Annotated in this window: 7 protein-coding genes, 1 tRNA gene and 3 rRNA genes; 1 reads left to right on the forward strand and 10 read right to left on the reverse strand. The window is 65.0% G+C overall.

Annotated elements, in window-relative coordinates:
* Positions 1-14 precede the first annotated feature (14 nt).
* Genes V2S05_RS06440 through hutH form a run of 4 tightly spaced genes read right to left on the reverse strand, consistent with a single transcriptional unit; the run spans position 15 to position 5,335 of the window.
* A complete protein-coding gene (locus tag V2S05_RS06440; RefSeq protein ID WP_413634465.1) occupies positions 15-920 on the reverse strand; it encodes an arginase family protein in 906 nt (301 codons plus the stop codon).
* A complete protein-coding gene (gene hutI / locus V2S05_RS06445; protein WP_413634466.1) occupies positions 917-2,140 on the reverse strand; it encodes an imidazolonepropionase in 1,224 nt (407 codons plus the stop codon). Before hutI ends, V2S05_RS06440 begins: the two co-directional genes overlap by 4 nt.
* Positions 2,137-3,801, reverse strand: a complete 1,665-nt coding sequence (hutU, locus tag V2S05_RS06450; RefSeq protein WP_413634467.1) for a urocanate hydratase — start codon at positions 3,799-3,801, stop codon at positions 2,137-2,139. The genes hutI and hutU overlap by 4 nt, the downstream gene beginning before the upstream one ends.
* Entirely contained in the window at positions 3,794-5,335 is a 1,542-nt protein-coding gene (hutH, locus tag V2S05_RS06455) for a histidine ammonia-lyase (RefSeq protein ID WP_413634468.1), read from the reverse strand. Before hutH ends, hutU begins: the two co-directional genes overlap by 8 nt.
* A 51-nt stretch (positions 5,336-5,386) precedes the next feature.
* Here hutH and V2S05_RS06460 point away from each other — a divergent pair, with 51 nt between their 5' ends.
* Positions 5,387-6,175 (forward strand): IclR family transcriptional regulator, encoded by a 789-nt coding sequence (locus V2S05_RS06460; RefSeq protein WP_413634469.1) that lies wholly within the window; start codon positions 5,387-5,389, stop codon positions 6,173-6,175.
* A gap of 327 nt (positions 6,176-6,502) precedes the next feature.
* Here the strand turns inward: V2S05_RS06460 and rrf are convergent.
* The 6 genes from rrf to V2S05_RS06490 form a co-directional block, all read right to left on the reverse strand.
* Positions 6,503-6,619, reverse strand: a 5S ribosomal RNA gene (rrf, locus tag V2S05_RS06465).
* Between the two features lie 109 nt (positions 6,620-6,728).
* Positions 6,729-9,835: ribosomal RNA gene (locus V2S05_RS06470) — 23S ribosomal RNA — on the reverse strand.
* Between the two features lie 353 nt (positions 9,836-10,188).
* Positions 10,189-11,713 (reverse strand): 16S ribosomal RNA (locus tag V2S05_RS06475).
* Together the 16S, 23S and 5S rRNA genes form the textbook arrangement of a ribosomal RNA operon.
* A gap of 728 nt (positions 11,714-12,441) precedes the next feature.
* Positions 12,442-12,514 (reverse strand) — tRNA-Ala (locus V2S05_RS06480).
* Between the two features lie 27 nt (positions 12,515-12,541).
* Positions 12,542-13,405 (reverse strand): hypothetical protein, encoded by an 864-nt coding sequence (locus V2S05_RS06485; protein WP_413634470.1) that lies wholly within the window; start codon positions 13,403-13,405, stop codon positions 12,542-12,544.
* A 63-nt stretch (positions 13,406-13,468) separates the two neighbouring features.
* Complete coding sequence (locus V2S05_RS06490; RefSeq protein ID WP_413635248.1) at positions 13,469-14,077, reverse strand: GNAT family N-acetyltransferase; 609 nt, start codon at positions 14,075-14,077, stop codon at positions 13,469-13,471.
* Positions 14,078-14,102 lie beyond the last annotated feature (25 nt).

Genomic DNA, 14,102 nt, shown 5'->3' on the forward strand with positions numbered 1-14,102 from the left:
CGCGACGGGCCCGGCTAGCGCGCGGCGAGGCCCGCGAGCAGTTCGAGCACGCACAGCGCGGCGAGCCGCACAGTGCGGGCGTCGTCGGCATCGGCTGTGGCGTCGACCTCGGCGATGTCGGCGCTGACCACCTTCGCGTCCGAGGCGATCGCGCGCACCAGAGCGCGCAGCTCCCATGCGGCGAGGCCGCCGGGCACGCTGGCCGGGCAACCCGGTGCGACGGCCCGGTCGGCGACGTCGACGTCGATGTCGAGATGGATGCGCGATCCCGCCCCCGCGGTCGCGAGCGCGTCGGCCACCACCGAGGGGATGCCCTTCGCGCGCACCTCGTCGAGCGTGATCACCCGGATGCCGAGCTCGGCCGCGCGATGCGCGTATGCGGCCGAGTTCGCGAAGTCGGCGATGCCGATCTGCACGATGCGGGCCGGGTCGATGCGCTCGCCGACCGGGGCGTCCTCGATCAGGCGGCGCACCGGGGAGCCGTTCGAGACGCCCTCGCGCAGGTCGAAGTGCGCGTCCAGCGTGATCAGGGCGTCGGCTCCGGCGCCCCTGGCGACCGGGTAGGTGAGCGAGTTGTCACCGCCGAGCGCGATGACCAGCCGCGCCTGCCCGGCGAGCTCGTGCACCCGTTCGACGGCGCGCTGCACGCCATCGTCGCCGTCGGGCTCGCGCACGTCGCCGGCGTCGACGATTCGCAGCGCCTGATTCAGATCCACCACCGGCGGCCCCATCACCGCCGCGCTGTAGCGTGGCAGCGCATCGCGGATCGCCGCGGGCGTCGCGTGGGCTCCGGTCGGCGACAGCGAGGTGCGCCAGGTCGGGATGCCGATCAGCGCGGCATCCGCCCTCTCCCCAGGCTTCGCCGCGGGCCACGACCCGGCGCGGGGCCAGAGCTCGTCGTGCGAGAGTGCCATGCTCATCCCTTCCGCCAGACGGACACGCCGTCCTTCCACACCTGCCGCACGAGCGGCACCCCCGGTCGGTACGCGAGGTGCACGCTGGTCGGTGCGTCCAGCAGCACGAGATCGGCGCGTGCGCCGGGGGTGATCACGCCGACGTCCGAGCGCCGCAGCGCGGCTGCTCCCCCGGCGGTCGCCGCCCAGACTGCTTCGGCCGGCGTCATCCCCATCTCGCGCACGGCGAGCGCGATGCAGAAGGGCATCGACGAGGTGAAGCTCGAGCCGGGATTCGTGTCGCAGGCGATGGCGACCGTGACACCCGCATCGATCAGGCGACGCGCGTCGGGGTACGGCTGCCGGGTCGAGAACTCCACTCCCGGCAGCAGGGTGAGCACGGTGTCGGATGCGGCGAGGGCGGCGACGTCGTCGTCGGTCAGGTACGTGCCGTGGTCCACGGACGCCGCTCCGAGCTCGACCGCCAGCCGCACACCGTCGCCGGGGCCGAGCTGGCCGGCGTGCATCCGCGGCCTCAGCCCGCGGGCGAGGCCCGCCTCGAGCACCCGCCGCGACTGCGCGACGGTGAACGCGCCCGTCTCGCAGAACACGTCGATCCACTTCGCGTGCGGGGCGCAGGCATCCAGCATCTCGCCGATCACCAAGTCGACGTAGTCGTCGCCACGATCGGCGTACTCGGCCGGCACGACGTGCGCGCCGAGGTACGTGACCTCGTCGGTGACCTCGGCGGCGAGACGCACCAGACGCTCCTCGGTCTCGACGTCCAGACCGTAACCGCTCTTTATCTCGACGGTCGTGGTGCCCTGGGCCAGCATCTCGTCGACGAACCCGCGAACTCGCGCCCGCAGCTCGCCGTCGCTCGCGTCGCGGGTAGCGGCGACCGTGGAGCGGATGCCGCCTGCGGCGTACCTCTGCCCCGCCATGCGCGCCTCGAACTCGGCCGCCCGATCGCCGCCGAACACGAGATGGCTGTGGCTGTCGACGAAGCCGGGGATGACGGCGCGGCCGCCGGCGTCGACGATCGCGTCGGCTGACGGCGCCTCGGACGAGGGGCCGACCCACGAGATCGAGTCGTCCTCGACGAGGACGGCCGCGCCGCGCATCCCCTTCGACAGGTTCAGAGGCCCGATCGGCTGCGCGCCGGTGCCTGCCTGGGCCGCTGAGCCTGTCGAAGCACCGACATTCGTCGTGAGCTCCCCGATGTCGGTGATGAGCGTGGTGGTCACAGCATCGGCACCTTGAGTCCGCGTTCCCGGGCTATGTCTCGCGCGTGCTCGTAGCCGGCGTCGACATGGCGCATGACACCGGTGCCGGGATCGTTGGTCAGCACCCGCTCGAGCTTCTGCGCGGCGAGCTCCGAGCCGTCGGCGACGCATACCTGGCCGGCGTGGATCGAGCGACCGATGCCGACGCCGCCCCCGTGGTGCAGCGACACCCAGCTGGCGCCGGATGCCGTGTTCAGCAGCGCATTGAGCAGTGGCCAGTCGGCGATCGCGTCGGAGCCGTCCTTCATGGCCTCGGTCTCCCGGTAGGGCGATGCGACCGAGCCCGAGTCGAGGTGGTCGCGCCCGATCACGATCGGCGCCGAGAGCTCGCCCGACGCGACCATCTCGTTGAACTTCAGTCCGGCGAGGTGGCGCTCCTTGTAGCCGAGCCAGCAGATGCGCGCAGGGAGGCCTTCGAAGTGCACCGTGTCGCCCGCCTTGTCGAGCCAGCGGTGCAGGGCCCTGTCTTCGGGGAACAGCTCGGCGATCGCGCGGTCGGTCTTGTAGATGTCTTCGGGATCGCCCGACAGAGCGGCCCAGCGGAAGGGCCCCCGGCCCTCTTCGAACTGCGGGCGGATGTACGCCGGCACGAAGCCGGGAAAGTCGAACGCGCGGTCGAACCCGCCCAGCTGCGCCTCAGCGCGGATCGAGTTGCCGTAGTCGAAGACGGCCGCCCCCGCGTCCTGGAATGCGACCATGGCGGCGACGTGTGCGGCCATCGACTCGCGTGAGCGCCGGGTGAACTCCTCGGGGTCGCGCGCCGCCTCGGCTTTCCAGGTCTCGATCGGGACACCGACCGGCAGGTAGGCGAGCGGGTCGTGGGCGCTGGTCTGGTCGGTGACGACGTCGATCGCCAGCTCACCGGCATCCTGACGGCGCTTCAGCTCGGGGAACACCTCGGCCGCGTTGCCGACGACGCCCACCGACAGCGCCTCACCGGCCTGCTTCGCCGCGACGACCCGGGCGACCGCGGCATCGAGATCGGTGGTGTACTCGTCGAGGTAGCCGTGATCGACGCGGCGCGACAGGCGCGACTCGTCGACGTCGACGATCAGCACGACGCCCTCGTTGAGGGTGACCGCGAGCGGCTGGGCGCCGCCCATGCCGCCGGCGCCGCCGGTGAGGGTGAGAGTGCCCTTGAGCGAGTCCCTGCCCAGCGAGCGGGCCACCGCGGCGAAGGTCTCGTAGGTGCCCTGCAGGATGCCCTGGGTGCCGATGTAGATCCACGACCCGGCGGTCATCTGGCCGTACATCATCAGGCCGAGCGACTCGAGCCGGCGGAACTCGGGCCAGGTCGCCCAGTCGCCGACGAGGTTGGAGTTGGCGATGAGCACGCGCGGTGCCCACTCATGCGTGCGGAACACGCCGACGGGCTTTCCGGACTGCACGAGCAGGGTCTCGTCGGGCTCGAGTTCGTCGAGGGTGCGGACGATCGCGTCGTATGCCTCCCAGCTGCGCGCTGCTCGCCCCGTGCCGCCGTAGACGACGAGGTCTTCGGGGTGCTCGGCGACCTCGGGATCGAGGTTGTTCATCAGCATCCGCTTGGCGGCTTCCGCGCCCCAGCTCTTGGCCGTGCGCGTGTTGCCGCGCGGGGCGCGGACGGTTCGGGTGGTGTCAGACATTCGCGTGCTCCTTCGCGGTGCGCAGTACCGCGCCCGAGCGGACGAGCTCGGTCACGGCCTCCATGTCGGGTGAGAGGAAGTGGTCGGGTCCGGGGCCGGCGGCCACGGTGCGGATCAGGTCCCGGACGGCGCCCGTCGCGGGCCCGGCCTGAAGCGGGGCGCGCAGGTCGAGCGCGCGGGCTCCGGTGAGGATCTCGATCGCGAGCACTCTCGTGAGGCCGTCGATGGCGCGACGCAGCTTGCGCGCCCCCGACCAGCCCATCGACACATGGTCCTCCTGCATGGCGGACGAGGGGATCGAGTCGACCGACGACGGCACGGCCAGGCGCTTGAGCTCGGAGACGATCCCGGCGGCGGCGTACTGCGCGATCATCAGGCCGGAGTCGACGCCCACCTCGTGTGCGAGGAAGGGAGGGAGGCCGTGACTGCGCGCGGGATCGAGCGCGCGATCGGTGCGCCGCTCGGAGACGGATGCCACGTCCGCGACAGAGATCGCGAGGAAGTCGAGCACCGCGGCGATGGGCGCCCCGTGGAAGTTGCCGTTGGATTCGATGCGCCCGTCGGCGGTGACGACCGGGTTGTCGACCACGGATGCCAGCTCGCGTTCCGCGATGACAGCGGCGTGCGCCATCGTGTCGCGCGCAGCACCGTGTACCTGCGGCGAGCAGCGCAGCGAATACGCGTCCTGCACGCGCCCGTCCTCCGGACCCTTGTGGCTGTGCACCATGGGCGACTCGCCGAGGAACGCCCGCAGGTTCGCCGCAGAGGCGCGCTGACCCGCCTGCGGGCGCAGCGCCATCAGGTCGGCGGCGAACACGGCGTCTGTGCCCAGCTGCGACTCGATCGACATCGCGGCCGCGAGGTCGGCGGTCGTGACGAGGGTCTCGAGGTCGTCGAGCGCGAGCAGCAGCATCCCGAGCATCCCGTCGGTGCCGTTGATCAGCGCGAGCCCCTCCTTCTCGACGAGCACGAGCGGCTCGATTCCGGCGGCCGCGAGAGCGTCGGCCGCGGGCATGAGTGTACCTTCGGAGTCGCGGACGTCGCCTTCCCCCATCGATGCCAGTGCCACGTGGGCGAGCGGGGCGAGGTCGCCCGAGCAGCCGAGGGATCCGTACTCGCGCACGACGGGCGTGATGCGTGCGTTGAGCATGGCCGCGTACGTGTCGATGACGACGGGTCGCACACCCGTGTGACCGGATGCCAGGGTCTGCAGCCGCAGCAGCTGAAGCGCGCGCACGACCTCGGTCTCGACCTCCGCCCCGGTGCCGGCGGCATGCGAGCGGATCAGGCTGACCTGGAGCTGCCGGCGGCGCTCAGGAGCGATGAAGGTCGTCGCGAGAGCGCCGAAGCCGGTCGAGACGCCGTAGTGCGGCTCGGGGTCTGCAGCCATGCCGTCGACGACGGCGCGGGCTGCTGCGACGCGGGCCCGCGCAGAGTCGGCGATCGCGACGGGGGCGAGGTGGCGGGCGACGGCGACGACATCGGCGGGAGACAGGGTGGCCGCGCCGACGACCGCGGGAGAGGAATGCTGCATGTCTCGATTCCACACCGTCGCCGCTCCAGGCGGGTGCCGCAGTGCCAGACTGTGTCTGTGATCCCAGACAGTCCGGATGCCCGCATCCGCCGCCCGCAGGTGCCGGCCGCAGACCAGACGCTGCGCATTCTGCAGCACCTCGCCCGGCGCCCCGCGCCGATCGCGGCGACAGCGCTGGCGCGTGAGCTGGCGATCCCGCGCTCCACGATCTATCACCTCCTTGCGACCCTCGAGCAGCACGGCTTCGTGGTGCACCTCCCGCAGGAGCGCCGCTGGGGGCTGGGCACCAGTGCGTTCGAGCTCGCCGGAGGCTATGCCAGGCAGGAGCCGCTGGCACGGCTCGGCAGGCCGATCCTCGCCGCCCTCGCAGACCGCGTGGGCGAGAGCGCACATCTGGCGGTGATGAGCGGGCGCGACGTGCTCTACATCGTCGAGGAGCGCGCCGCTCGGCGTCCCGCCCTGGTGACCGACGTCGGGGTGCGGCTGCCTGCGCATCTGACGGCCACCGGCCGCGCGATGCTGGCGGCGCTGCCCGCCGCTCAGGTGCGGGCGCTGTATCCGGATGCCGCGGCATTCACCGATCGGACGGGCCGCGGCCCCGTCCGGCCCTCCGAGCTGCGCGAGGTGCTGCGCCAGGTACGGCAAGCACGAGTGGCCACGGAAGACGGAGAGGTGACCCCGGGTTTCCGATCTGTGGCCGCGGCCGTGCACGACCACGCCGACTGGCCGATCGCGGCGGTAGCCGTGACGTGGGAGGACCGGCAGGAGGCACCCGAGGCCGCCGAGGTGCTGCACGCCGCCGGCACGCTGCAGACCAGGCTCGGCTACGACCGTCGATGAACGACGAAGGGCGCCGTGGGCTGCCAGATGCAGCATCCACGACGCCCTCGACGAGCGGGACTCAGCCCGACGCGCCCTTGCGCGGTTTGATGAAGGACTCCGGTTCGCGCTTGGCGCGCTTCTCGGCTCTTTTCTCCTTGAGTGAGAGCTGGGGTGCCTTCTTCCCGGCTCGTGATTGCGGTGTCTTTCCAGACATGGACTCGCTTCCCCTCTTTCGGCTGGCGGGTTCGGTAACCACCGACCATAGCCCGTCCCCAGGGGAAGTCAAATCATGCACCGTTAACGCAAAAGAGCCACCCGACTATGGGTGGCTCTTTCACAGAAGAAGTCCGGCGGTGTCCTACTCTCCCACAGGGTCCCCCCTGCAGTACCATCGGCGCTGTGAGGCTTAGCTTCCGGGTTCGGAATGTGACCGGGCGTTTCCCTCACGCTATGGCCGCCGTAACACTATTGACATGTTCATCGGCAACATCACTCGCGTGGAGTGTGTTGTTTGGTTCCGACCGTACGTCGAGAACCACAAAGTGGACGCGTTCATCTCGCAGAAAGAGGTGTTATCAAGTCATCGGCTTATTAGTACCAGTCAGCTGCACACGTTGCCGTGCTTCCACATCTGGCCTATCAACCCAGTCGTCTGGCTGGGAGCCTCTCACCCCGAGGGGTATGGAAGTCTCATCTTGAGGCCGGCTTCCCGCTTAGATGCTTTCAGCGGTTATCCATCCCGAACGTAGCTAACCAGCGGTGCTCCTGGCGGAACAACTGGCACACCAGAGGTTCGTCCAACCCGGTCCTCTCGTACTAGGGTCAGATCCTCTCAAACTTCCTACGCGCGCAGCGGATAGGGACCGAACTGTCTCACGACGTTCTAAACCCAGCTCGCGTACCGCTTTAATGGGCGAACAGCCCAACCCTTGGGACCTACTCCAGCCCCAGGATGCGACGAGCCGACATCGAGGTGCCAAACCATGCCGTCGATATGGACTCTTGGGCAAGATCAGCCTGTTATCCCCGAGGTACCTTTTATCCGTTGAGCGACAGCGCTTCCACAAGCCACTGCCGGATCACTAGTCCCGACTTTCGTCCCTGCTCGACCTGTCAGTCTCACAGTCAAGCTCCCTTGTGCACTTACACTCGCCACCTGATTGCCAACCAGGTTGAGGGAACCTTTGGGCGCCTCCGTTACTTTTTGGGAGGCAACCGCCCCAGTTAAACTACCCACCAGGCACTGTCCCTGAACCGGATCACGGTTCGAAGTTAGATATCCAATATGACCAGAGTGGTATTTCAACAATGACTCCACCGTAACTGGCGTCACGGCTTCACAGTCTCCCACCTATCCTACACAAGCCACACCGAACACCAATACCAAGCTGTAGTAAAGGTCACGGGGTCTTTCCGTCCTGCTGCGCGTAACGAGCATCTTTACTCGTAGTGCAATTTCGCCGAGTTCGCGGTTGAGACAGTTGGGAAGTCGTTACGCCATTCGTGCAGGTCGGAACTTACCCGACAAGGAATTTCGCTACCTTAGGATGGTTATAGTTACCACCGCCGTTTACTGGGGCTTAAATTCTCAGCTTCGCCTTGCGGCTAACCGGTCCTCTTAACCTTCCAGCACCGGGCAGGCGTCAGTCCGTATACATCGACTTGCGTCTTCGCACGGACCTGTGTTTTTAGTAAACAGTCGCTACCCACTAGTCTCTGCGGCCACCACGCCCTTTTCGGAGTGAATCCGTATAAGCGGGTGGCCCCCCTTCTCCCGAAGTTACGGGGGCATTTTGCCGAGTTCCTTAACCACGATTCTCTCGATCTCCTTGGTATTCTCTACCTGACCACCTGAGTCGGTTTGGGGTACGGGCGGCTTGAACCTCGCGTCGATGCTTTTCTCGGCAGCATAGGATCACCCACTTTTTATCCGCATCGTGTCTCAGCCTGTATGAGTCACGGATTTGCCTATGACTCGGCCTACGCACTTGCACCAGGACAACCATCGCCTGGCTTGGGCTACCTTCCTGCGTCACACCTGTTAATACGCTAGCCGCACCAGCATAGGGTCGTGTGCTCCACCGGACGGTGAACCCCGAAGGGTTCGATGTCCGGCTTTGGACACTTAGCATTACTGGATTGACTGGGGCGGTTCTTCGCCGGTACGGGAATATCAACCCGTTGTCCATCGACTACGCCTGTCGGCCTCGCCTTAGGTCCCGACTTACCCAGGGAAGATTAGCTTGACCCTGGAACCCTTGGTCTTCCGGAGGACGTGTTTCTCACACGTCTTTCGCTACTCATGCCTGCATTCTCACTCGTGTGGCGTCCACGGCTGGTTTCCACCGCCGCTTCACTCGCCACACGACGCTCTCCTACCCATCAACACGGCTGGACCACGAAGGCCTACCAAAAATGTCAATGCCACAACTTCGGTGGCGTGCTTGAGCCCCGTTACATTGTCGGCGCGGAATCACTTGACCAGTGAGCTATTACGCACTCTTTCAAGGGTGGCTGCTTCTAAGCCAACCTCCTGGTTGTCTAAGCAACTCCACATCCTTTTCCACTTAGCACGCGCTTTGGGACCTTAGATGGTGGTCTGGGTTGTTTCCCTCTCGACTATGAAGCTTATCCCCCACAGTCTCACTGCTGCGCTCTCACTTACCGGCATTCGGAGTTTGGCTGACGTCAGTAACCTGGTGAGGCCCATCGGCCATCCAGTAGCTCTACCTCCGGCAAGAAACACGCAACGCTGCACCTAAATGCATTTCGGAGAGAACCAGCTATCACGAAGTTTGATTGGCCTTTCACCCCTATCCACAGCTCATCCCCTCAGTTTTCAACCTAAGTGGGTTCGGTCCTCCACACGCTCTTACACGTGCTTCAACCTGGCCATGGATAGATCACTTCGCTTCGGGTCTAGAACATGCGACTAAAAACGCCCTATTCAGACTCGCTTTCGCTACGGCTACCCCACACGGGTTAACCTCGCCACATATCACTAACTCGCAGGCTCATTCTTCAAAAGGCACGCTGTCACCCCTGCTAAGGAGGCTCCAACGGTTTGTAAGCAAACGGTTTCAGGTACTATTTCACTCCCCTCCCGGGGTACTTTTCACCTTTCCCTCACGGTACTTGTCCGCTATCGGTCATCTGGGAGTATTTAGGCTTATCAGGTGGTCCTGACAGATTCACACGGGATTTCTCGGGCCCCGTGCTACTTGGGATACTCTTCACGCTGCGCACAACATTTCGACTACGGGGCTGGCACCCACTATGGCCCGCCTTTCAAGACGGTTCGTCTATATCGTCACATCACGCCGAACACTCGGCAGAATGTTCAAAAGAGTCCCGCAACCCCGGGCATGCAACGCCTGCCGGCTATCACACACACCCGGTTTAGCCTCATCCGCTTTCGCTCGCCACTACTCACGGAATCACTGTTGTTTTCTCTTCCTGTGGGTACTGAGATGTTTCACTTCCCCACGTTCCCTCTACCCGCCCTATATATTCAGGCGGGAGTCACCAGGTCGCACAAACGCCTGGCGGGGTTTCCCCATTCGGACACCCTCGGATCAAAACTCGCTTATCAGTTCCCCGAGGCTTATCGCAGATTGCTACGTCCTTCTTCGGCTCCAGATGCCAAGGCATCCACCGTTTGCTCTTAAAGACTTGAAATCACATGAGATAGGTCAGACCCAGGAAAAGGCCTGACCCGGTTTTCTTTAAGATGCTCGCGTCCACTGTGTAGTTCTCAAAGTACGGGCGGTCCCCCCTCGCATCTCCACAAAAGAGACGACGAGAAGGGCCACGAGGAGTCGGTTCGACCAAACGGCCGGCCCGGTCCCTCAGGACCCAACAGCGTGCAGCCGCCCCGCTCCCCGACCCCACCGTTCCAGATCCCGAAAGACCGTACTAAGCAAAGCCAGCTGCGCTGACGGCATGTCAAATGTTCCACCCATGAGCTCCGGTCACACACATTCGGTGTGAATCCGGCTCTGTCAGAACCGAAGTCCTGCAGTGCTCCTTAGAAAGGAGGTGATCCAGCCGCACCTTCCGGTACGGCTACCTTGTTACGACTTAGTCCTAATTACCGATCCCACCTTCGACAGCTCCCTCCCACAAGGGGTTAGGCCACCGGCTTCAGGTGTTACCGACTTTCATGACTTGACGGGCGGTGTGTACAAGACCCGGGAACGTATTCACCGCAGCGTTGCTGATCTGCGATTACTAGCGACTCCGACTTCATGAGGTCGAGTTGCAGACCTCAATCCGAACTGGGACCGGCTTTTTGGGATTCGCTCCACCTTACGGTATCGCAGCCCATTGTACCGGCCATTGTAGCATGCGTGAAGCCCAAGACATAAGGGGCATGATGATTTGACGTCATCCCCACCTTCCTCCGAGTTGACCCCGGCAGTATCCCATGAGTTCCCACCATTACGTGCTGGCAACATAGAACGAGGGTTGCGCTCGTTGCGGGACTTAACCCAACATCTCACGACACGAGCTGACGACAACCATGCACCACCTGTTCACGAGTGTCCAAAGAGTTGACCATTTCTGGCCCGTTCTCGTGTATGTCAAGCCTTGGTAAGGTTCTTCGCGTTGCATCGAATTAATCCGCATGCTCCGCCGCTTGTGCGGGTCCCCGTCAATTCCTTTGAGTTTTAGCCTTGCGGCCGTACTCCCCAGGCGGGGAACTTAATGCGTTAGCTGCGTCACGGAATCCGTGGAAAGGACCCCACAACTAGTTCCCAACGTTTACGGGGTGGACTACCAGGGTATCTAAGCCTGTTTGCTCCCCACCCTTTCGCTCCTCAGCGTCAGTTACGGCCCAGAGATCTGCCTTCGCCATCGGTGTTCCTCCTGATATCTGCGCATTCCACCGCTACACCAGGAATTCCAATCTCCCCTACCGCACTCTAGTCTGCCCGTACCCACTGCAAGCCCGAGGTTGAGCCTCGGGATTTCACAGCAGACGCGACAGACCGCCTACGAGCTCTTTACGCCCAATAATTCCGGATAACGCTTGCACCCTACGTATTACCGCGGCTGCTGGCACGTAGTTAGCCGGTGCTTTTTCTGCAGGTACCGTCACTCTCGCTTCTTCCCTGCTAAAAGAGGTTTACAACCCGAAGGCCGTCATCCCTCACGCGGCGTTGCTGCATCAGGCTTCCGCCCATTGTGCAATATTCCCCACTGCTGCCTCCCGTAGGAGTCTGGGCCGTGTCTCAGTCCCAGTGTGGCCGGTCACCCTCTCAGGCCGGCTACCCGTCGACGCCTTGGTGAGCCATTACCTCACCAACAAGCTGATAGGCCGCGAGCCCATCCCCAACCGAAAAATCTTTCCACCCGCACACCATGCGGTGACGGGACATATCCAGTATTAGACGCCGTTTCCAGCGCTTATCCCAGAGTCAGGGGCAGGTTGCTCACGTGTTACTCACCCGTTCGCCACTAATCCACCCAGCAAGCTGGGCTTCATCGTTCGACTTGCATGTGTTAAGCACGCCGCCAGCGTTCATCCTGAGCCAGGATCAAACTCTCCGTAAAAAAGAAATGCATACACAATCGGGAAAACGACCATGCAGCGAGTTTGAAACTGACCAAAAGAGACGAACATCATTGCTGACATTCATATAAATTGATCCAAAGGAATTCTCAACCAACCCCCACAAGGGTTGGACGAGGATAATTTGGCATTTGACAAGTGCACGCTGTTGAGTTCTCAAGGATCGGACGCACCCGCACACCCACCCCAACAGGGCGAGAAGCGCAGGGCAACTTCACAATCTTATCCATCCCGGCCCGACTGTCAAACCGACACGCCGAGAGAACCAGGACCAGATCCGCGCCTCGCTTCCGAGGCAACTTCTCCAGCCTAACCCATCCGACCAGACTGTCAAATCGACAACCCCGACAGGGATGACCACACTCCCCGGGCCAAAGACCCGCACCAGAAACCGAAGCTTCCAGCAGTGAAGGTGGGTGGTTCGCTACTTGGAGGGGAGCCAGGCCCTTCAGGCCTTCCGCTCAACCGCTTGGGGCGAACAAGTAATAAGTTACGCCCATCCCCCACACCCCGCAAATCACCACCACACCCCGGGCGTGTCGCACCCCCACACCCACCACCCGAAAACCCCCACCACCAGGACAACACCCCGACAGTGCAGGCATCCGTCCAGCCGATGGCGGCGGTTGCGACAGGGGCATGTCGCCACCTGAGCGGCTGGAGAAACGACAGAACCCCCGCACCTCAGTGCGGGGGTTCTGTCACGGTGTGGACCTAAGGGGATTCGAACCCCTGACCTCCTCGATGCGAACGAGGCGCGCTACCAACTGCGCCATAGGCCCGTGAACACAGTTCAGGTTATCACGCGCTCAGCCGGCTGCTCGACGTGCGAGCAGCTGACGCACGTGAGCCTCGATCTCCGCGTCGTCCACGACACCCATCCGCGCATACGGCGATGCCTCGACTGCGGCCGGCGCGACGGGCAGTGCGGTGGGTGCGGGCGGGGCGAGTTCCTCAGCGCGGCGGCGGAGCTCGGCACGGCGGGCGGCGCGCTCGCGCTCGGCGCGAGCGTCGATCTCGGCCTGTGCGGTCTGCGCGCGGGATCCGGCGACCGTCACCATCTGCTGCGGCAGCGGACGCGGCGTCCACACGGCGGGCCCCTGATCGTGCAGCGGCGGCGACACCCGCTCGGCGACGGGTGCGACCGAGGGCCGCTCGAGGCGCCGCGCACCGCGCGCGGCGCCATTCGCCATGCGAACCAGTGCTGCGGTTCCGAGGGCGGCGAGGGCCGCTCCCCCGGCGGCGAGCATCCACCCTCCGGTCGCGAAGATCTGCCAGACGCCGAGTCCGAGCATCACCAGCGCGGTGACGACGGATGCCGTTGCGGCCAGCCGCGTGCGGCGGCGAGCCCGCGCCCGACGCACCGCGGGATCACGGCGCGTCGCGGCGAGTTCGGCGCGAAGTCGCTCGAGCTCGGCGTTCTCCTTCTCGGCCTGCAGGCGCTTGGCCAGCCGCTGCTGGGCGAGAGCCGTGCGCGCCGTCAGCTCGAGGCGCACCTCATCGGGAGTCTCGCTGGTCTCGGCCAGAACACGCAGCGCCTGGTTGAGGCGCACCGCGTTGCGCTCGGCGGCGTAGTACTGGTGTCGACCGCGCCAGCTGGGCACGAAGTAGAGCACCCAGAGCAGCACGGCGACGACGACGATCACGCCTCCACTCAGCACCGGCCCATCCATGCTCACCACGGTAGCGCCCGGCCGAGCCAAGACCCGATCAATCCCGCGCGTGTGTCGCGCCCGTCAGCTCTGCACCTCGTCGTGCGGGGGCAGCGCCGCAGCCACGGGCACGTCGCCGTTCACCCAGCGGGACAGCACTCCGCGGGGCACCTCCTCCTGCGTGAGGGCGAAGGCGTGGTGGTCGCGCCAGTCCCCGCCGATGTGGATGTAGCGCCGACGCAGCCCCTCGTAGCGGAAGCCGAGCTTCTGCACGACTCTCAGACTCGCCCGGTTCTCGGGACGGATGCAGATCTCCACCCGGTGCAGGCCGAGCTGGTCGAACGCGGCATCCGTGGCCATCGCGACCGCTGTCGGGGTGATGCCCTTGCCGGCGAAGCGCTCGCTGACCCAGTACCCGATGGTCGCCGAGGCGAGCGAACCGCGGGCGACACCCCAGATGTTGAGCTGCCCGGCCACCTGGCCTTCGTACTCCATCACGAACGGGTAGCCGGCGCCGTCGCGGTGCTGCTGCAGCAGCCTGCGGATGGTCGCCCGCATGTCGAAGCCGGCGGTGCCACCCGGGATCGTCGCCTCCCAGGGCTGCAGCCAGGAGCGGTTCTCGAGCAGTTCGCGCTGCAGCACCCTCGCATCGCGGGGCTTCACCAGACGCAGGGTCACGGTCCCGTAGCGCATCACGGGCAGGATGTCGTTCGACATC

It is taken from the genome of Microbacterium sp. OR16 (genome assembly GCF_047306725.1).
Lineage (GTDB): Bacteria > Actinomycetota > Actinomycetes > Actinomycetales > Microbacteriaceae > Microbacterium.